14 protein-coding genes are annotated in these 20,591 nt (G+C 66.8%); 9 read left to right on the top strand and 5 right to left on the bottom strand.

The features are described from left to right. Nucleotides 1-186 precede the first annotated feature (186 nt). The 3 genes from OJI97_RS10170 (at nt 187) to ppc (ending at nt 4,842) form a co-directional block, all read left to right on the top strand. Entirely contained in the window at nt 187-1,509 is a 1,323-nt protein-coding gene (locus OJI97_RS10170; protein ID WP_297663164.1) for a hemolysin family protein, read from the top strand. 185 nt (nt 1,510-1,694) lie between these two features. Continuing rightward, nucleotides 1,695-2,108 (top strand): YbaY family lipoprotein, encoded by a 414-nt coding sequence (locus OJI97_RS10165; protein ID WP_297663163.1) that lies wholly within the window; start codon nt 1,695-1,697, stop codon nt 2,106-2,108. A gap of 64 nt (nt 2,109-2,172) precedes the next feature. Next, nucleotides 2,173-4,842, top strand: coding sequence for a phosphoenolpyruvate carboxylase (gene ppc, locus OJI97_RS10160; RefSeq protein ID WP_297663162.1), 2,670 nt, complete (start codon nt 2,173-2,175; stop codon nt 4,840-4,842). Between the two features lie 109 nt (nt 4,843-4,951). Here the strand turns inward: ppc and OJI97_RS10155 are convergent, their stop codons facing one another. From OJI97_RS10155 to purD, 3 genes are all read right to left on the bottom strand, one after another. After that, on the bottom strand, nt 4,952-5,464 hold the full coding sequence (locus OJI97_RS10155) for a hypothetical protein (RefSeq protein ID WP_297663161.1): 513 nt from the start codon (nt 5,462-5,464) through the stop codon (nt 4,952-4,954). A gap of 598 nt (nt 5,465-6,062) precedes the next feature. Continuing rightward, entirely contained in the window at nt 6,063-6,692 is a 630-nt protein-coding gene (locus OJI97_RS10150) for a hypothetical protein (RefSeq protein WP_297663160.1), read from the bottom strand. A gap of 143 nt (nt 6,693-6,835) precedes the next feature. Beyond that, a complete protein-coding gene (gene purD / locus OJI97_RS10145) occupies nt 6,836-8,113 on the bottom strand; it encodes a phosphoribosylamine--glycine ligase (protein WP_297663159.1) in 1,278 nt (425 codons plus the stop codon). Between purD and xseA the strand changes: the two genes are divergently transcribed. The 4 genes from xseA to OJI97_RS10125 all read left to right on the top strand — a co-directional run bounded on the left by xseA (nt 8,112) and on the right by OJI97_RS10125 (nt 14,170). Beyond that, on the top strand, nt 8,112-9,530 hold the full coding sequence (gene xseA, locus OJI97_RS10140; RefSeq protein ID WP_297663158.1) for an exodeoxyribonuclease VII large subunit: 1,419 nt from the start codon (nt 8,112-8,114) through the stop codon (nt 9,528-9,530). The genes purD and xseA overlap by 2 nt on opposite strands. A 75-nt stretch (nt 9,531-9,605) precedes the next feature. Then, nucleotides 9,606-9,812 (top strand): DUF2093 domain-containing protein, encoded by a 207-nt coding sequence (locus OJI97_RS10135; protein ID WP_297663157.1) that lies wholly within the window; start codon nt 9,606-9,608, stop codon nt 9,810-9,812. Then, nucleotides 9,809-10,744: a M23 family metallopeptidase gene (locus OJI97_RS10130; protein WP_297663156.1), complete on the top strand. Its 936-nt coding sequence runs from the start codon at nt 9,809-9,811 to the stop codon at nt 10,742-10,744. Before OJI97_RS10135 ends, OJI97_RS10130 begins: the two co-directional genes overlap by 4 nt. 273 nt (nt 10,745-11,017) lie before the next feature. Then, complete coding sequence (locus OJI97_RS10125) at nt 11,018-14,170, top strand: TonB-dependent receptor (protein WP_297663155.1); 3,153 nt, start codon at nt 11,018-11,020, stop codon at nt 14,168-14,170. Nucleotides 14,171-14,780: 610 nt separating this feature from the next. Here the strand turns inward: OJI97_RS10125 and OJI97_RS10120 are convergent. Further along, nucleotides 14,781-15,806, bottom strand: coding sequence for a hypothetical protein (locus tag OJI97_RS10120; RefSeq protein ID WP_297663154.1), 1,026 nt, complete (start codon nt 15,804-15,806; stop codon nt 14,781-14,783). Nucleotides 15,807-15,850: 44 nt separating this feature from the next. On the opposite strand from OJI97_RS10120, the gene OJI97_RS10115 reads away from it, so the two are divergent. Then, nucleotides 15,851-17,032, top strand: coding sequence for an aspartyl/asparaginyl beta-hydroxylase domain-containing protein (locus OJI97_RS10115; RefSeq protein WP_297663153.1), 1,182 nt, complete (start codon nt 15,851-15,853; stop codon nt 17,030-17,032). Nucleotides 17,033-17,149: 117 nt separating this feature from the next. Next, on the top strand, nt 17,150-17,485 hold the full coding sequence (locus tag OJI97_RS10110; protein WP_297663152.1) for a hypothetical protein: 336 nt from the start codon (nt 17,150-17,152) through the stop codon (nt 17,483-17,485). A gap of 62 nt (nt 17,486-17,547) precedes the next feature. Here OJI97_RS10110 and clpB read toward each other — a convergent pair whose 3' ends face one another. Next, a complete protein-coding gene (gene clpB / locus OJI97_RS10105) occupies nt 17,548-20,127 on the bottom strand; it encodes an ATP-dependent chaperone ClpB (RefSeq protein WP_297663151.1) in 2,580 nt (859 codons plus the stop codon). Nucleotides 20,128-20,591: the final 464 nt, after the last annotated feature.

Here is a 20,591-nt window from a genome sequence, read left to right as displayed (position 1 = left end):
GGTCCCGCTCAGCGACGGCGAAAAGCGGGACCCCGGATCAAGTCCGGGGTGACGAGAAGGGTAATCGAGCCCTTCAAGCGGGGTCATTGTGCTTTGCCGCCGCTATCGCCTATAGGGCGGACATGACCCAAGCCGACAGGGGCCGGGCGCCCGTGCGCCGCACGACCGCCCCCCGATGACCGCCCGATGAGCCCTTTCCCCTGGTCCGACGTCGCGATCATCGCGGTGCTGATCCTCCTCAACGGCCTGTTCGCCCTGTCCGAGCTCGCGATCGTCTCGGCGCGCGGGCCGCGCTTGCAGGCGGCCGAAAAGCGCGGCAGCCGCGGCGCGAAGATCGCGCGCCAGCTCGCCGCCGATCCGGGGCGCTTCCTGTCGACGGTGCAGGTCGGCATCACGCTGATCGGCATCCTCGCGGGCGCCTATTCGGGCGCGAGCCTGGGGCAGCCGGTCGCCGACCGGCTCGCGGCGTGGTTCGGGCTCGACGCCGATCATGCCCAGGCGGCGGGCTTTGCGGTCGTCATCGGCGTCACCACCTATTTCTCGCTGATCGTGGGCGAGCTGGTGCCCAAGCAGTTCGCGTTGCGCGCGCCCGAACCGATCGCGATCGCAATGGCGACGCCGATGGTCTGGCTGTCGCGCGTCGCGGCGCCGCTCGTCTGGCTGCTCGACAACAGCTCGGCGCTGGTTTTTCGCCTGCTCGGCCTCAACCGCGAGTCCGAGGACCGGGTGACCGCCGAGGAACTGCACCTGATCGTCGCGGAAGCGTCGAAATCGGGCGTGATCGAGGAAAGCGAGCGCGCGATCATCTCGGGCGTCGTGCGCCTCGCCGACCGGCCGGTGCGCGAGGTGATGACGCCGCGCATCGACGTCGACTGGATCGACATCGCGTCGGACGACGACGCGGTGCGCGCCAAGCTGCTCGAAAGCCCGCACACGCGGCTGCCGGTCGCGCGCGGTTCGGTCGACGATATCGCCGGCATCGTCCAGGCGCGCGACATCGCGGGGGCATTGTTCCGCGGCGAAACGCTCGATCTCGAGAAGCTGATCCGCCCGGCGAAGGTGATCCACGACCAGATCGACGCGATGGACGCGCTCGAAGGCCTGCGCGCCGCCGAGGTGCCGATGCTGCTCGTCCACGACGAATATGGGCATTTCGAGGGGCTGGTGACGCCCGCCGACCTGCTCTCGGCGATCGCGGGCGAATTCGCGTCGGACCAGGACATCGGCAGCGAACCCTTCGTCACCGAGCGCGACGATGGCAGCCTGCTGATCGCGGGGTCGATGCCCGCCGACCAGATGGCCGAGCGCCTTGGCATCGAGCTGGGTGACGACCGCGACTATGCGACCGCGGCGGGCCACGCGCTGGCGATCCTCAAGCATCTGCCCGCCGAGGGGGAGAGCTTCACCGATCGCGGCTGGAAGTTCGAGATCGTCGATATGGACGGGCGCAAGATCGACAAGCTGCTGGTCAGCGAGCTTCGGAAGCCGAAGGGTGAAGAGGACGAATGAGGCGGGGGCCTTTCGTTCCTAAGACCATAAAGCCCTGCATCGACGCCTTCAAAATATCATTTGTGGCTTTCATCGACGCGCAGGCGAGAGCCGAGCGATGCAGGCTATTCCCAAACCTCCGTCCTTCCGGCTAAGGTGGGGGGACGAAGAAGGGGCGATGGGGATTGTTGTCAAAGGAGAATGTCGTGCTCCGTTTTGCTGCCGCCTTGACCTTGAGTCTGTCCCTTGCCGCCTGCGCGACGATCATGCCGTCGGAGGAGCCGGTCGCGGTCACCGGCAGCATCGCCTATCGCGAGCGCATCGCGCTGCCGCCGACCGCGCAGGTCGAGATCCGGCTCGACGACGTCAGCCTGGCCGACGCGCCGTCAAAGACGATCGCGCAGCAGAGCTTCACCGCCGACGGGCGGCAGGTGCCCTTCGCCTTCCGCCTGACGGTCGACCAGCGCCGCCTCGACCCGCGGCACAGCTATGCCGTCTCGGCGCGGATCAGCGATGCGTCGGGGCGACTGATGTTCATCACCGACACGCGCAACAGCGTTGCGTTCGATGGCCGTCCGGCGATCGACATGGGTATGTTGACCCTCGTCAAGGCGAACTGATCTTTCAAGGCATAGCTATGCGCCGCTTGACGTAGCGTCTGCTGCGGTGCAGCAACTTGCGCCCATGGGCCCACCGATCCAGATCAGCCAGAACCCCGACATCCGTTATCTCGGGCGAATCCTCGGCGACGTCATCCGCGCCTATGGCGGCGAGAAACTGTTCCGGCAGACCGAATATATCCGCTCGTCGAGCGTCGATCGGCATCGCGGCATCGCGGGGGCGGAAGCGATCGATCCGGGGCTCGACGCGCTGAGCCTCGACGATACGATCGCCTTCGTGCGCGGCTTCATGCTCTTTTCGATGCTCGCCAACCTCGCCGAGGACAGACAAGGCATCGCCGCCGAGCCCGAGGCGACGGTCGCCGCGGCGCTCGACAGACTGAAGGGCGACGGGATCGGCCGCGACGCCGTGGCGGCGCTGCTGGACGCCGCGCTCGTCGCGCCGGTGCTGACCGCGCACCCGACCGAAGTGCGGCGCAAGTCGGTGCTCGACCACAAGAATCGCATCGCGGACCTGATGCGGCTGCGCGACGCGGGGCATGAGGAGACGCCCGAAGGCGATGGGATCGAGGATGCGATCCGCCGCCAGATCGTGCTGCTGTGGCAGACGCGGCCGCTGCGCACCGAGAAGTTGTTCGTCGCCGACGAGATCGACAATGCGCTGACCTATTTGCGCGATGTCTTCCTGCCCGTGGTGCCGCGACTCTATGCGCGCTGGGAAAGGGAGCTGGGGACGCGCCCGGCGAGCTTCCTGCGCGTCGGGAGCTGGATCGGCGGCGACCGCGACGGCAACCCCTTCGTCACCGCCGGGACGCTGCACATGGCGACGAGCCGCAACGCGGCGGCGGTGCTCGGCCATTATGCCGATGCGGTCCATGCGCTCGGCGCCGAACTGTCGGTATCGTCGGCGCTGGCGCCGGTCCCCGCCGCGGTCGAGGCGCTGGCCGAGGCAAGCGGCGACACCGCGCCGAGCCGGAGCGACGAGCCCTATCGCCGCGCGCTGTCGGGCATCTATGCGAGGATATGCGCCACTTATGCCGGCATCGTCGGCGAAGCGCCGCCGCGCCCGTCGCCGCTGGCGGGCGAGGCCTATCGCACCCCCGCCGATTTCCGCCGCGACCTCGTCACCATCGCCGACGGCCTGTCGGCGAGCGGCGAGGGGCAGCTTGCGGGGATCGGCGCGCTCGGGCGGCTGATCCGCGCGGTCGAGGTGTTCGGCTTTCACCTCGCGACGCTCGACATGCGGCAGAACAGCGCGGTGCACGAGCGCGTGCTCGCCGAACTCCTCAAGGTGTCGGGGGTCGAGGCCGACTATCTCGCGCTGGACGAGGAGGCGCGCGTCGCGCTGCTGCGCCGCGAGCTCGGCGTCAACCGCCCGCTCGCCGCGCCGTGGCACCAGTGGAGCGACGAGAGTGCGGGCGAGCTCGCGATCGTCCACGCCGCCGCGACGATCCGTGCCAGGCTGGGCCCCGACGCGATCGTGCAATGGATCATCAGCAAGGCCGAAAGCCTGTCCGACCTGCTCGAGGTCCATGTCCTCGCGCGCGAGGCCGGGCTGTGGTCGGCCGAGGGCGAGGACACGCTGATGGTCGTCCCCTTGTTCGAGACGATCGCCGACCTGAACGACGCGCCCGCGATCATGGCGCGCTATTTCGCGCTGCCCGAAATCGCGCCGCAGGTCGCCGCGCGCGGGCATCAGGAAGTGATGATCGGCTATTCGGATTCGAACAAGGACGGCGGCTATCTGACCTCGACTTGGGGGCTGCATCAGGCGTCGGACGCGCTGACCCCGGTGTTCGACGCCGCGGGCAGCGCGATGCAGCTTTTCCACGGCCGCGGCGGCGCGGTCGGACGCGGCGGCGGCAGCGCCTTCGCGGCGATCCGCGCGCAGCCCGCGGGCACCGTGCAGGGGCGCATCCGCATTACCGAGCAGGGCGAGGTGATCGCCGCCAAATATGGCACCGCCGACAGCGCGGCGACCAATCTGGAGGCGATGGTGTCGGCGAGCCTGCTCGCGAGCCTCGAGCCCGAAAGCCTGAACGCCGCGAATAGCGGCCACTTCACCGCCGCGATGGACGCGCTGTCGGACACGGCGTTCGGCGCGTATCGCGCGCTCGTCTATGACACGCCGGCGTTCAAGGATTTCTTCCGCGCGATGACCCCGATCGCCGAGATCGCGGGGCTCAAGATCGGATCGCGCCCATCGAGCCGCACCAAATCGACTGCGATCGAGGATTTGCGGGCGATTCCCTGGGTGTTCAGCTGGGCGCAGGCGCGCACGATGCTGCCCGGCTGGTACGGGACGGGCGAGGCCTTCGCGGCGTTCGGCGACCAGTCGCTGCTCGCCGACATGGCGCAAAGCTGGCCCTTCTTCGCCGCGCTGCTCGACAATATGGAGATGGTGCTCGCGAAATCGGACATGGGAATCGCGGCGCGTTATGCCGAACTGGCCGCCCATGTCGACGGGCACGACGCGATCTTCGCGCGCGTCCGCGATGGCTGGAATCGCGCGCATGACGGGTTGCTGCGGATCACCGGCCAGTCGCGGCTGCTGGAGAAGAATCCGGCGCTGGAGGCGTCGATCCGGCTGCGACTGCCCTATATCGAGCCGCTCAACCTGCTCCAGATCGAGCTGATGAAGCGCCACCGCGCGGGCGAAACCGACCCGCGCATCGCCGAAGGCATCCAGCTCACGATCAACGCGATCGCGACGGCGCTCAGGAACAGCGGGTAGACTCAAACGCCGTCATTGCGACCCCGGCGAAAGCCGGGGGAAGCAATCCAGAGCGGCTTACGTGCACTCTGGATTGCCGCGTCGCTTCGCTCCTCGCGATGACGAGGGGTCAATTCTTGACGATCCGCACCTCCCCCTTGCTCGCATTGCCGTCGGGTTCGAATCGAACCGTGAAATCGGCACCGTCCTTGTCCCGGCCGGCCAGCGTGTCGCCCGTACGCGTGACCTGCGTCCCCTTCTTCGCAAATTCGGCCGCCATCCAGTCGGCCGCCTTGGCGGGAGCCGCCGGCGAGGTGAAGTCGAGACGCACCTTCGCCTTATCCGTCCCATCCGCGTCACTCGCATTGACATCGACCGCTGCCACCTTGCTGCCGGGATAGAGCTTCACTCCGTCGATATCGAAATCGCCCTCGATGTCGAGGTTCGCGAAATCGGGGAGCTTCATGTCGATCCCGGCGCCCTCGCCGCCGATCTTGATCCGGCCGCCGTCCTTGCCGGCGCTGATGTGGACGCCGCCCTTTTCGCCGCCCGCGTTGATCGAAACCTCGGGCTGGTCTTTCCTGTCGCTCTGCCCGCAGGCAGCGAGAAGCATCATCGGGGGGAGCAGATAGGCGAAACGCATTCGGGCATCTCCTTGGTGCATTATCTTTATAATACACTTGCGCATGAGCGGAGTCAATTTCCCGTCCTTTCGGCTGGTGACTCGGTTTGGATTTGGAAGGAGCGATTTCCTATCTCGTCACCCCGGATCAAGTCGGCCTTTACTCCCCCGAGACATGTAAGCGGCAGCTTGGCGGCGAAAGCTGGCGTAGATGGGATTCGCGCAGAGATCGCAGAGAGGGAGAGTCGAAGTTCACGCGGAGCCGCGGAGGAGATCGGGCTTGCCGCGAAGCGGCATTCTTCATGCAACGCCGCGGCTTGCCGCATCCTCGACGAAAAGAGGGGGCCTGCCGGCCCGAACCTGCCTCTCCGCGGCTCCGCGTGAACCAAAATCTCTGCGATCTCTGCGCAAATCTTATGAAACGGCCGGCATCGCCTGCTTCACGACTGGCTTCCCCAGACTCTCGTCAGAAACCATACGGGCTGGAAAGGGATAATCCCCGATCAAGTCCGGGGTGACGAAGAAAGCAAAATCACGCTCTTGCTCTCAAACGGAGTTGCCACCTCATTTCGACATGCCGGGCTCGATCCGGCATTCCCGCCCCGGCGATGGACAGACGCTAAAGCTCTCCGCCCAGCGCGCCATATTTCGCTTCGAAGCCGTCCTTGTCGCCCCGGGCGAGGTAGGCGGCCTGGTCGACGATATTGTCGCGGGCGATACGGCCCTGGAACGCACCGAGCTGCGGATCGATCGCCGCGATATCGGCCTCGGTCCAGTCGGCGATCTGCTGGAAGCTGGTGACGCCGAGGCCGTTCAGAAGGCCGGCAAGCTTGGGCCCGATGCCTTTCAGGAGCTGGAGATTGTCGGCCTTCGCCGCGGGAGTTGGCGCCGGCGCGGGAGGCGGCGCTTCAGCGGCCGGTTCCGGCGCGGGTTCGGCAGGGGCGGTGGGTTCTTGGGGAATCTCCGCTGCCGGTGCGGCGGGCGTGGGAGGAGGAGGCGTTTCGGCGACGGGCGCCGGCGCAGACGGCGGCGGCGCGGCTGGCGCCGGTTCCTTCGGCTTGAAGCGCGCGGGTTCGGCCGCGACGATCTCGGGCTTCACCGCTTCGAGCGGCTTCTTCGGTTCGGCGGGCGGCGCGACGGGGGGAGCGATCTCCTCGGGCCGGTTGCGGCCGAACAGCCACCACAGAAGCACGACCGCGACGACGAGGCCGACGACCGCGATGATCCAATTTTCCTGAAGCCATGCCATGATGCTCTCCCTGATTTCGCATCAGCTTATTCGCGGGTTTTGCCGGCGTCTACCCGTTCGTCATCCCGGCGAAGGCCGGGATCTCGCCGGTGCGTCATGGCGATAGGGTGAGATCCGGGCCTTCGCCGGGATGACGGGCGGTTCTACTTTGCTTCGCGCGCGACTTCTCTCCAGCCGATGTCGCGGCGGCAGAAGCCGCTGGGGAAATCGAGCTTGTCGACCGCGGCATAAACGCGCGCGCGCGCCTCGGTGACGCTCTTGCCTGTCGCGGTGACGTTCAGGACGCGCCCGCCCGCCGCGACCAGCGTGCGGTCGTCGCGGGCGGTGCCGGCGTGGAAGACGCGGACGCCGCCCGCCTCGGCATCGGCGATACGGCGGATCGCGCCGCCCTTTTCGGGGGTGCCGGGATAGCCCTTCGCCGCCATGACGACGGTCAGCGCATAGTCGTGCGAAAAGACGGGCGGCTCCGCATCGGCGAGCGTGCCGGTCGCGGCGGCGTGGAGCAGCGCGGCGAAATCGCCCTTGAGGCGCATCATCAGCACCTGGCATTCGGGGTCGCCGAAGCGGCAATTATATTCGATCAGTTTCGGCCCCCGATCGGTGAGCATCAGCCCGGCGAAGAGGACGCCGACATAGGGCGTGCCCTCGGCGGCGAGCGTCGCCACGGTCGGGCGGACGATGCGGTCCATCACCTCCGCTTCGAGCGCGGCGGTGAGCACCGGCGCGGGGCTGTAGGCGCCCATGCCGCCGGTGTTGGGGCCGGTGTCGCCTTCGCCGACGCGCTTGTGATCCTGCGCGCTGCCGAAGGCGAGGACGTTCGTGCCGTCGGAGAGGGCGAAAAAGCTCGCCTCCTCGCCGGTCATAAACTCCTCGATCACCACCTCGGCGCCCGCGCCGCCGAAGGCGCCGGCGAACATCTCCTCGACTGCGGCTTCGGCGTCCTCGCGCGTTTCGGCGATAATCACGCCCTTGCCCGCGGCGAGGCCGTCGGCCTTGATGACGACGGGGATCGAAAAGCCGTCGAGTAGCGCCAGCGCCTCCTCGGCCGAGGTCGCGCGGGCATAGGCGGCGGTCGGAATGCCGGCGCGCGCGCAGAGATCTTTCGTGAAGCCCTTCGACCCTTCGAGCCGTGCGGCGGCCGCGCCCGGCCCGAAGACCGGCACGCCGATCTCGCGCAGCCGGTCGGCGAGCCCGGCGACGAGCGGCGCCTCGGGCCCGACGACGACGAAATCGATCGCATGGGCGCGGACGAAGCCGATCAGGCCGTCCAGATCGTCGGCGGGAATCGGCACGCACTCGGCGTGGAGTTCGATCCCCGGGTTGCCCGGAGCGGCATAGAGCTTGGCGCAGCTTGGCGATTGTGCCAGTTGCCAGCTCAGCGCATGTTCGCGGCCCCCCGACCCGATGAGCAGGATATTCATGGCAGTCCCTTTTCCCGATATGGCGTCCGGCGACGAGAGTGAAGCGCGGCTGTTAGCCGAGGAGCGGCAAGGCGACAATGCGCCTGCTTTGTCTGTCAGCCAATTGTCGTCGGCGATCAAGCGGACAGTCGAGGACGGCTTTTCCCGCGTCCGGGTGCGCGGCGAGCTGTCGGGCGCGAAACGCGCGGCATCGGGGCATTTCTATGCGGCGCTGAAGGACGATAATGCGCTGATCGACATGGTGATGTGGAAGGGGCAGGCGGGCCGCCTCGCTTTCCGGCCGGAAGACGGCATCGAGGTGATCGCGACCGGGAAGCTCACCACTTACCCCGGGCGCTCCAAATATCAGCTCGTCGTCGACAGCCTGGAGGTCGCGGGCGAGGGCGCGCTGATGCTGCTCTTCGAGAAATTGAAGGCGCGGCTCGGCGGCGAAGGGCTGTTCGACCGCGAGCGCAAGCAGCCGTTGCCGCGCCTGCCGCGGATCATCGGCGTCGTCACCTCGCCGACCGGGGCGGTGATCCGCGACATCCTCCACCGCCTCGCCGACCGCTTCCCGACGCATGTGATCGTCTGGCCGGTGCTGGTGCAGGGCGAGGGCGCGGCGGCGCAGGTCGCCAAGGCGGTGCGCGGCTTCGACGCGCTCGTGCCCGGCGGGCCGGTGCCGCGCCCCGACCTCGTCATCGTCGCGCGCGGCGGCGGGTCGATCGAGGATCTGTGGGCGTTCAACGAAGAGGTCGTCGTGCGCGCGATCGCCGATTGCCGCATCCCGACGATCAGCGCGGTGGGGCACGAAACCGACGTGACGCTCGCTGACTATGCCGCCGACGTGCGCGCGCCGACCCCGACCGCCGCCGCCGAGCTGGCGGTGCCGGTGCGCGCCGACCTCGCCGCCGAACTCGCGGCGCGCGGCGGGCGGATGATCGGCGCGGCGAGCCGCCATACCGCGCTGGCGCGCGAGCGGTTGACGGCGCTGGCGCGGCACCTGCCGAAGCGCGAGGCGCTCTATGCGCCGCAGCGCCAGCGGCTCGACGATGCCGAGGGGCGGATCGACCGCGCGCAGCGGCACCGGCTCGCGGTGGTCGCCGAACGGCTGGCGTCGCGGTCGGGCGCGCTCAGGCCGTCGCTGCTCGAACGGCGGCTCGACCGCGACCGCGCGCGGCTGGAAGGGCTGGAGCGATTGCTCGCGTCGCTCGACCCGCGCGCGCTGCTGTCGCGCGGCTATGCGATGGTGCGCGATGCCGGGGGCGCGATCGTGACGAGCGCGGCCAAGGCGCGCGCCGCGGGGCATCTCCGGCTGCAGTTCGCCGACGGCGACGTGCCCGCCGAAGTCGCCGATGGCGACGCGCCGCCGCCCGTGCCGCGTCCGGCGCGCAAGGCGCCGCCGACGCCGGGCCGGGGGCAGGGCGAGCTGTTCTGACGAGCAGGGGGTGGCCGCGCGCCGCCCCGCTGCTATAACCGGCGCGATGACCTCTCTCGCAACGGACTTTGAATCATGCTGATCGCCAGCCGCAACCGCCTCGCCCGCCTCCACTATGGCCCCAACGGTTTTCGCGTGTTGTCGCCGGGCGACCATGTGCTGTGCGCGGTGACCGGCGCGCCGATCGGGCTCGACGAGCTTCGCTATTGGTCGGTCGCGCGGCAGGAGCCCTATGCGACCGCCGCGCTTTCGGTGCAGGCCGCGCTCGACAGCAAGGCATGACGCGCCCGATGCGGGCGCCGCACCTGCTGGCCGCATCGGTGCTGCTGACCGTCGCGGCCGGATGCGTGCCGGCTTCGGACGCGCCCGCGAAGCCCGCGCCGTCACCCGCGCCTTCGCCCTTCACCGACCCCGGATCGCCCCTGCCGCCGCCGGCCGCGCCACCGGTGCGCGCCGATTTCCTGCTGCGCGGGACGCCCGAGCAGGGCGCGGCGATGCTGGGGCAGGCGCCGGGCGGTACGCGCACGCTGACGCTCGACGGCCAGCCGGTGCCGCTGGCGAGCGACGAGAGCTTCCTGATCGCTTTCGACCGCGACGCCGGCCCTTCGGCGTTGCTCGTCGCGACACTGGCGTCGGGGCAGCGGGTCGAGCGGACGCTGCCGGTCGCCGCGGGAAGCTGGCGGATCGAGCATATCAACGCGCCCTATCGCGGCAGCGCGTCGAGCGACGCTGATTTCGCGCGACGCCGTCCGGCCGAACTGGCGCAGATTGCCGCGGCGCGTGCGACGCCGGTCGAATCGGACGGCTGGCGGCAAAGATTCCGCTGGCCGGTGACCGGGCGCTTCTCGGGCTTCTTCGGCTCGCAGCGCGTCTATCAGGGCAAACCCGGCAGCTATCACAGCGGCACCGACGTCGCGGTGCCCGCGGGAACGCCTTTCTACGCGCCCGCCGACGGGGTGGTGACGCTCGCGGCAGCGGCGCCCTTCACGCTCGAGGGCAATCTGCTGATCGTCGACCACGGCATGAGGCTGTCGAGCGCTTTCCTCCATTGTCAGCGACTCGACGTGAAGGTCGGCGACCGGGTGACGCAGGGGCAAAGGCTCGGCACGGTGGGCGCTACCGGGCGCGCGACGGGGCCGCATCTTCACTGGGGACTCAAGTGGCGCGACGCGCGTCTCGATCCCGGCAAGCTCGCGGGGCCGATGGGCGGCTGACGCTGCGCCCGTCCGCGTCGCCGGATAATTTCATCGGATATTATATTTCAGGATCGGCCCGGCCCGGGCACCTTCTGTTTCGCCGTGATTCCGGTCTGTTGCAAATACGTCACAATCCGGTTCGAAACGCCTGCGGACGGGGCAAATTTCCTTTACTCGACATGAATGGAAGACCATCCCGCACGCTATCGGGGTGTTTCGTGCGTGTGCCGGGGAGGCGCGTGCGTGGGGGCCCGGGTATCTTTAGATCCATCAGTAGCAAGGGACTGCACTGTGAAGAAAACCCAATATTCGAAGCTGAAATTGGGCGCCGCACCGCTGGTGCTGGGCGTCGCCCTGATTTCTGCCCCTGCTTATGCGCAGGATGCGGCCGATGAAGGCGCGACCGCCAACACCTCGGAGATCGTCGTCACCGGCTCGCTGATCCGCAACCCCAACCTCGAACAGTCCACGCCGGTCAACGTCACGACCTCGGACGTGATCGAGCTCAAGCAGTCGAACGTCGCCGAAGAAGTGCTGCGCGAAATGCCCGGCGTGGTCGCGAACATCGGTTCGGCGGTCAACAACGGCAACGGCGGCGCTTCCTACGTCGACCTTCGCGGTCTCGGTTCGACCCGCAACATCGTGCTGCTGAACGGCAACCGTGTCGCACCTTCGGACGTCAACGGCCGCGTCGACCTCAACAACATCCCGCTCGCGCTGATCGAGCGCGTCGACGCGCTGACCGGCGCGGCGGTGACCACCTATGGCGCCGACGCGATCACCGGCGTCGTCAACTTCATCACCAAGCGCGATTTCGCGGGCCTCGAAGTCCAGGCTTCGGAGCAGCTCACCGAAAAGGGTGACGGTAACGTCTTCCGCGTCGATGCCACCATCGGTGCCAACTTCGACGATGGCCGCGGCAATGCGGTGCTGAGCATCGGCTACCAGCAGGCCGATCCGGTCTACCAGGGCCAGCGCTCCTACTCGCTCGACACGCTCGACAGCTATTCGAACACCTATCAGGGTTCGGGCACCGGCGTTCCGTCGCGCTTCTCGGGCACGCGTCCGCTCGACGCCAACGGTGTGCCGGTCATCGACCCCACTGTGAAGAACAATGGCGTGTTCCAGATCGATCCGGCCACCGGCACGGCGGTCCCGACTTTCGCGACCTACAATTTCAACCCGTTCAACATCTATCAGACACCGTTCGAACGCTTCAACATCTATGGCCAGGCCAATTACGAGGTCTCGGATGCAGTTGAAGTCTATACGCGCGGCATGTTCTCGAAGAACACGGTGTCGACGATTATCGCCCCGTCGGGTTCGTTCGGCGGCTCGGTGCCGATCAACCTCAACAATCCGTTCCTGCCGGCCAACCTTCGCAACCAGTTCTGCGGCTTCGATGTCAACCCGAGCGAAACGGTCTACACCCCGCGCTTTACGCAGGCGGAATGCGACGCGGCGGCTACCGCGACCGGCCGTGGTGATGCCAACTATCGCGAGATCGGCCTGAACAGCCAGTTCGTGCCCTTCGACGTCGATGGCGACGGCATCATCAAGACGGACGACCAAGGCAATCAAATCGAAGGTTATCAGAATAACCCGGCCGCTACCTTGAATCGGCGTACGCCCGAAGTCGGTTCGCGCATCAGCAACTATCAGACGACCTTCTTCGATTATCGTTTGGGTCTGCGCGGCGGCATCACCGATTCGATCGACTGGAGTGTCGAGGGCGCCTATGGCGAATCGGAGAATATCCAGACGATCAAGGGTTATACGCTGCAGTCGCGGTTCCGCGAAGCATCGCTGTCGGATGATGGCGTGACCTGCCAGAGCGGCAATGCAGACTGTGTTCCGGTCAATCTTTTCGGCCCCGAAGGCTCGATTACGCCGGATATGGCACGCTATCTGTCGGAACAGAGCACCTCGACCAACCGCACCTCGCTAGCGCAGGCTCGGGCCATCATCTCGGGTGACCTCGGCTTTGCTTCGCCCGGCGCGACGCAGCCGATCGGTTTCGCGATCGGTGGCGAATATCGCAAGTATAAGGCGCAGCAGTCGTCCGACCTGCTGGCAAAGACCGCGGGCGAACTGGGTGGCGCCGGCGGCGCGGCTCCGGACATCGACGGCGGCTATGACGTCTACGAGGCCTATGCCGAAGTCGTGGCGCCGCTGATCGAGGACAAGCCCTTTTTCGAGAGTCTGACTCTCGAAGCCGGCATCCGTTATTCGGATTACAGCATCAAGGGCGCCGGCGGCTACAACACCACGACCTGGAAGGCCGGCGGTAGCTGGGCTCCGGGCGCGGGCATCAAGTTCCGCGGCAACTACAGCCGTGCGGTTCGCGCGCCGAACATCGGCGAGCTGTTCACGCCGGCGACGGTTGGCCTGACCAATCTCGGCATCGATCCCTGCGCGGGCGCGGCGCCGACGACCAATGCCGACCTGCGTGCGGTTTGTATTGCGCAGGGCGCTCCGGCCGGCACGATCGGGACCATCACCAACCCGAGCGCGGCGCAGGCTAACATCACAGCGGGCGGCAATTTGAACCTGCAGCCCGAAAAGGCCGATACCTGGACGCTCGGGGTGGTCTTCCAGCCCGACTTCCTGCCGCGCTTCAACCTGTCGCTCGACTATTACAACATCAAGGTCAACGACGTGCTCGGCACGCCGCTGCCGGGCGACATCATCGGTGCCTGCTTCAACAACATCTCCGCAGCGAGTGCGAGCGATCCGGCTTGTACGTCGATCCGTCGTAACCCGCTCACCGGCGGTCTCGACGGCGATGCGTCGACCACTCCGGGGCTGTTCGGTCTGACGAACAACCTGGGCCGGTTGTACACCGACGGCTTCGACCTGCTGATGAACTGGAACACCGACCTCGGCTTCGCCAATCTGAGCTGGTCGTTCGTCGGCAACTGGACGCGTCATTCGAAGTTCAACGCGAACGTGGCCGATCCCGACTCGCTGAACCGCGAATGCGTCGGCTACTACAGCGTGAACTGCTCGTTCACGGGTTCGATCCAGCCCGAGTTCCAGTTCTCGAACCGCTTCACGCTCGGCTTCGACAAGGTCGATCTGTCGCTGCTGTGGCGCTGGCAGGACGGCGTGTCGTTCGAACCCGCGCAGTTGCAGGCCGATATCGACGCGGCTCTGGGCGCCCCCGCCGATTGCCCCGATCCGACGGGCACCGATCCGGGCGGTTGCGTCGTCGATCCGCAGTTCCGCCACATCAAGGCGAAGAACTATTTCGACCTGACCGCGCGCTTCAACGTGAGCGAGAATCTGACCTTCACCGCGACGGTCCAGAACATGCTCAACCAGAAGCCGCCGATCGTCGGCAACACGATCGGTTCGACCACCTACAACAGCGGCAACACCTTCCCGTCGACCTACGACGCGCTGGGCCGCCGTTATGCGATCTCGGCGAAGCTGAAGTTCTAATCGCTTCACGCTTCGGCAGGAATTGGGGGCGGACAGCAATGTCCGCCCCTTTTTCTATGGGGATGACGAGGCCGGCTTAACGACTGCTTTGGGCTGGAGAGCGAGATAAAACTGTCGCTCACCTGCCGCCTATAAACTCTCGTCATCCCGGACTTGATCCGGGATCCATTCTCTCAGCGCCGGATGGATCCCGGATCAAGTCCGGGATGACGATGAAGAATAGGCCCGCCTCCGGTCGGAATCTGGTATGTTGAGAAATTCGCGCAGAGATCGCAGAGGCGGAAGTATCGCACTGACCTGACAGGTTCGGATTTTTTGTTTCGCACAAAGCCACAAAGCCACGAAGAGGCTTGCTCGCGGCCGCAAGGCCGTCTTTTGACCCACCATTGCGATTTCGCGCCGCGTTAAAGGAAGAAATTGCTTCGCAGCAATCACGACATCTGCGTGGCTTTGTGCCTTTGTGCGAAACAAATCTGACTGACATTCGCAATATGGAACCCACGCCTCTGCGTCCTCCGTGCGAATCCCTCTTCTTTTCCGGCATTTGGCCTGACGGCACCGACCGGTCGCAAGCGGCGGGGATGGGATCGAGGCGCCAGGCCGCGGGCGCTCAGGCTGTGCGCAGCGCCCCTGGCAGCGTCAGCGGAATATTCGCCTGCCCGGCGACGGCTTCGGCCCAGGTGGCGACTTGATCAATCTCGTCGCCATGGGCCGCCTCGGCGGCGGCCAGATCGCGCTGCCGCTCGCCGGGGGCGAAGGCCGCGCCGGATTTGCTGTTGCGGCCGATCGCGGGATGGTCGGCAAGGGCGGCGCGGTCGCCGGCAAGGCCGAAATGATCCATGGCGGCGGCGATCGTCGCTATGGGGGCATCGGTGAGACGGTCGCTGGCAAGCGTCGCGATCCGGCCGGGCATCGCGTGGGCGAGCGCCACGAAATCCTGCTGCTGCGCCAGCCATCCGACTGCGGCCACCTGTAAATCCGACTGACGGAAATAATCGCGCGGCTCGAAGCCGAGCTTCACGAAGCCGTCGGCCAGATAATTTTCCAGCAGTTCGCGGCACCACAGGCGGCACCACAGGCCTTTGCGTGCGACCGACAGCAGGAAGTCGCGAAGCGGCGCGTGAAGCAGGATCGCGCGGGCATCGGGGCGCAGCATCAGCGCGCCGCGCGCCAGCGGATTGAAGACGTTCGACGGCTTGACGATCACCGCCTCGCCCGGGATGAAGCTGCGCCCCAGCATCGCCAGCGCATCGTCCATGACGCGTCCATGTTGGCGCGGATCGGCGCCGCGGCGGCGCCAGCCGACCATATCGTTCAGCAGCACCGGCTCGGACAGGCTGGTCGCAATCCCCGGCTGGTCGAACGCCTGCGCAAGCATCGTCGAGGCGCAATAGGCCGAGTGAAAGAGAAAATGGATCGGCGCCCCTGCGCCGCCGGTCGCGCTCCGGCAGTCGGTTCGGCGCAATATGGCGGGCGCAGCTTCGGTGCCGAGGTGCTGGTCGGTCAGAAAGGGAACCGCGGCGCGCGCCGTGCGCACGACCCGGCGAAAATGGAAGGCGTCGTGGCCCGGATCATAGCGATGCGCGAGCCATTCGGCGTCTGCGGCGATGGCGGTCACGGAAGGCGCGGCTTGCATCGATCGACCTTGCCGATTGTCCCGGGCGATGGCAAGCATCGGCCATGACCAGCCCGTCGCCGCCGCCCGCCGCCGCCGCCAATCGCCTTGGTATTGCCGCCCTGCAGGCTGGAGATGCGGCCGCCGCGTCGCAGCATTTCGCGGCGGCTGTCGCGGACGATCCGCATTCGGGGGCGCTGCAGCGCAATCTCGCATCGGCCTGGCGTGCATTGGGCGATGATGAGCGCGAGCTTGCCGCACTCGATGCCGCGCTCGCGATCGACCAGCGCGATCTGATGGCCTGGCTTCGCAAGGCCGAACGTCACGAAGCGCGCGATGAAAAGGGGGCGGCACTTGCGGCCTGGAGCGCGGCGGTCAGCCTGGGCAGCCAGCTCCAGCCCGTGCCCGAGCCGCTTGCGCCTTTGCTCGCGCACGGATCGGCGTTCATCGCGGGCGCGACGGGGGCGATGTTCGATGCGGCGACTGCTGCCATCGCGCCGATGCGCGACGCCCTGTCGGAAACCGAGATCAGGCGCGGCGACGCTTTCGTCGCCGCGGCGCTCGGCCGCCGCCGTATCTATCAGAATCAGTGCGCGGGCGTGCAATATCCGTTTCTGCCCGCCGACGAGTTTTTCGACCGCGGCCATTTCCCCTGGCTGACGGCTATCGAGGCGCGGAGCGATGCGATCCGGGCTGAGTTGACCGCCTTGCTCGACGATCCGGGCGATGCGCTCCGCCCCTATGTCCGCATGGATGCCGGAACGCCCGATTCGCTCTGGTCGCCGCTCGACAACAAGCTCGACTGGGGGGCCTGTTTCCTGTGGGAATATGGCGAACCCAACCAGCCGGTCCTCGACCGCTGCCCGGTGACGGCGGCCGCGCTGGCGGCGGTCCCCGGCGAGCCTATTCCCGGACGGACGCCGAGCGCCTTTTTCTCGATGTTGCGTCCGCATACGCGCATCCCCCCGCATACCGGGGTCACCAATACCCGCGCCATCGTCCACCTGCCGCTGATCGTTCCGCCGGGCTGCGGCTTTCGGGTCGGCGGCGAAACGCGGGTGTGGGAGGAAGGGCGCGCCTTCGTGTTCGACGACACGATCGAACATGAAGCGTGGAACGACAGCGACGCGCTTCGCGCCGTGCTGATCTTCGACGTCTGGAACCCGCATCTTTCGGACGGGGAGCGCGAGCTTTTGCGCCGCTATTTCGCCGCGGCCGACGCGTCGAGATTCGCGATTCCGCGTTGACCAGGGCCCGTTCGGCAGGCGCCTGTCATGGACGAAATTCAGCTTTGCGAAAGCCCCCGTCGCCCATATGATATCGCTCAGAGGCTGCGGGCGTATGCCCGCGGTAGGAGGATTTGCATGACCAAGATTTTGCCCGCGATCATCGCCGCGGCCCTGCTGGCCGCGCCTGCCGCATTTGCGGCGGAACCCGCCGCGCCGGCCGACCGCGCGCCGCCGGCCAAGACGCCCTCGCTGATGACGCCGACCGAGATCAAGGCGTATAACGAGGGACTGGCGATGACCCATCCCTATTATATCAAGTGCCGCAAGACGCTCGAGATCGGCTCGCTGGTGAAGAAGAACCGCGTCTGCCACACCAACGAGCAATGGAAGGTCGTGCTCGAGAAAGGCGCGACCGACGCCCGCGAAACGGCCGAGGCGATGCAGAGCAAGGCGGGCAACAGCAGCAACTGATCCCGGCCCGCCGGCTGGAGTGGAAAAGGGCGGCGTTTCTGCCGCCCTTTTTGCACGCCCTCCTATGCCGGTGTCAGCGTCAGCGCGCCATCGCCTTCGTTGACCTTGATCGTCGAGCCGTCCTTGACCTCGCCCTTGAGGATCAGGTCGGCGAGCGGGTCCTGCAAATATTTCTGCACCGCGCGCTTGAGCGGCCGCGCGCCATAGACGGGATCGTAGCCGACCCGGCCGAGCCACGCGCGCGCCGCGTCGGTGAGGTCGAGCGTCACCTTGCGATCGGTCAGCAGTTTCTGCACCCGCGCGACCTGAATATCGACGATGCCGCCCATATGCTGCTGCGCGAGGCGGTGAAAGAGCACGATCTCGTCGAGCCGGTTCAGGAACTCGGGCCGGAAATGCGCGCGCACCACCTCCATGACGGCGGGTTCGGCCTGTTCGACCGGCGCGTCATCGGGAAGCGCGGCGATCGCCTGGCTGCCGAGGTTCGAGGTCAGGATGATCAGCGTGTTGGTGAAGTCGACCGTGCGGCCCTGCCCGTCGGTCAGCCGCCCGTCGTCGAGCACCTGGAGCAGGATGTTGAACACGTCGCCATGCGCCTTTTCGACCTCGTCGAAGAGGACGACCTGATAGGGCCGGCGGCGCACCGCTTCGGTGAGCACGCCGCCCTCCTCATAGCCGACATAGCCCGGAGGCGCGCCGATCAGCCGCGACACGGCGTGCTTCTCCATGAACTCCGACATGTCGATGCGGACCATCGCATTGTCATCGTCGAACAGGAAGCGCGCGAGCGCCTTGGTGAGCTCGGTCTTGCCGACGCCCGTCGGGCCCAGGAAGAGGAACGAGCCCAAGGGCCGGTTCGGATCCTGTAGCCCGGCGCGGGCGCGACGGACCGCGGTCGAGACGGCGCGCACCGCTTCGTCCTGACCGATCACGCGCTGGCCGAGCGTATCTTCCATGCCGAGCAGTTTCTCGCGCTCGCCCTCCATCATCCGGTCGACCGGGATGCCGGTCCAGCGGCTGACGACCGCGGCGATGTCGTCGGCGGTGACCTCCTCGCGCAGCATCGCGTTGCCCGAGGCGGCCTGCGCCTCCTCGAGCTGCTTTTCGAGGCCCGGGATGGTGCCGTAGCTGAGCTCGCCCGCCTTGCCGAGATCGCCGGCGCGCTGCGCCTGTTCGAGCTGGCCGCGCGCGGCGTCGAGCTGTTCCTTGATCTTCGCCTCGGCGTGGATCTTGTCCTTTTCGGCCTGCCATTTCTGGGTGAGCTCGCTCGACTGCTGTTCGAGGTTCGCAAGCTCGGCGCGCAGCTTGTCGAGCCGGTCCTTCGACGCGGCGTCGGTCTCCTTGGTCAGCGCCGCTTCCTCGATCTTCATCTGGATGATGCGGCGGTCGAGATTCTCGATCTCTTCGGGCTTCGATTCGACCTCCATGCGGATGCGGCTCGCGGCCTCGTCCATCAGGTCGATCGCCTTGTCGGGCAGGAAGCGGTCGGAGATATAGCGGTTCGACAGCGTCGCCGCGGCGACGATCGCGCCGTCGGTGATCCGCACGCCGTGGTGCAGCTCATATTTTTCCTTGAGCCCGCGCAGGATCGAGATCGAATCCTCGACTGTCGGCTCGCCGACGAAGACCGGCTGAAAGCGCCGCTGGAGCGCGGGGTCCTTTTCGACATATTTGCGATATTCGTCGAGCGTCGTCGCGCCGATGCAGTGGAGCTCGCCGCGCGCGAGCGCGGGCTTGAGCAGGTTCGAGGCGTCCATCGCGCCGTCGCCCTTGCCCGCGCCGACCAGCGTGTGCATCTCGTCGATGAACAGGATGATCTCGCCCTCGGCCGATTTCACCTCGTCGAGCACGCCCTTCAGCCGCTCCTCGAACTCGCCGCGATATTTGGCGCCCGCGATCAGCGCGCCCATGTCGAGCGCGAGCAGACGGCGGTCCTTCAAACTGTCGGGGACGTCGCCGTTGGCGATGCGCAGCGCAAGGCCCTCGGCGATCGCGGTCTTGCCGACGCCGGGTTCGCCGATGAGGACCGGGTTGTTCTTGGTGCGGCGCGCGAGGATCTGCACGGTGCGGCGGATTTCCTCGTCGCGGCCGATGACCGGGTCGAGCTTGCCGTCGCGCGCGACTTCGGTGAGGTCGCGGGCATATTTGCCCAGCGCTTCGAAACTGTCCTCCGCCCCTGCCGTATCGGCGGTGCGGCCTCGGCGCAGTTCGTTGATGACATTATTCAGCGCGTCGGCCTTCAGCCCTGCGTCGGCGAACGCCTTGCCGACCGGAGTCGAGGGAGCGAGCACCATTGCGAGCAGCAGCCGTTCGACGGTGACGAAGCCGTCGCCGGCCTTCTCGGCGAGCTGTTCGGCCTGGTCGAGCAGGCGCACCGCGTCATTGTCGAGGCCGGGCGTCGCCTGCGCGCCCGAGCCTGAGACGGCGGGCACTTTCGCGAGCAGCGCGTCGATAGCCGAGGTAGCACGCGCGGCATCGCCGCCGGCGCGCCGGATCAGCCCCGCGGCCATGCCTTCCTTGTCCTCGAGCAGCGCTTTCGCGATATGCTCGGGACTGATCCGCTGATGGTTCATGCGGATCGCAATCGTCTGCGCCGACTGGAGGAAACCCTTGGCGCGGTCGGTGAATTTTTCGAGGTTCATGTGGATAAGCCCCTTTCTCGCCGTCAGAGATAGTGTTGCCGTTTTGCAACACAAGGGTGGTTTTGAAGATTCACGCGGAGACGCGGAGGCGCGGAGAATAGGAGCTATAGCGAGCGGCGGCGTTGGAGAGAATTCGCGCAGAGTTCGCAGAGAGCGCAGAGGAAACCATATGATTGCTGTCCGATGGCTTTTGTCGAAGCATGATGATCTTTAGCGTGTCATTGCGAGCGAAGCGAAGCAATCCAGAGTGTGACAAGCCGCTCTGGATTGCTTCGCTTCGCTCGCAATGACGAATCCTGGCTATGTCGATCACGACTGTGCGCTCTCGAAAGGATGGGGCCACTTCCTCTTCTTTCCTCTGCGGTCTCTGCGCGAATCTCACTCTTTTCCTTCTCCGCGTCTCCGCGCCTCCGCGTGAACCGATTCCCCCGCTTGCCTTCCGCCCGCAGGCTCGCCACACAGGC

Source organism: Sphingopyxis sp. (assembly GCF_025869345.1).
Lineage (GTDB): Bacteria > Pseudomonadota > Alphaproteobacteria > Sphingomonadales > Sphingomonadaceae > Sphingopyxis.
The sequence above is the reverse complement of the archived record's forward strand: the minus strand, read 5'-3'. Positions and strand labels throughout refer to the sequence as shown.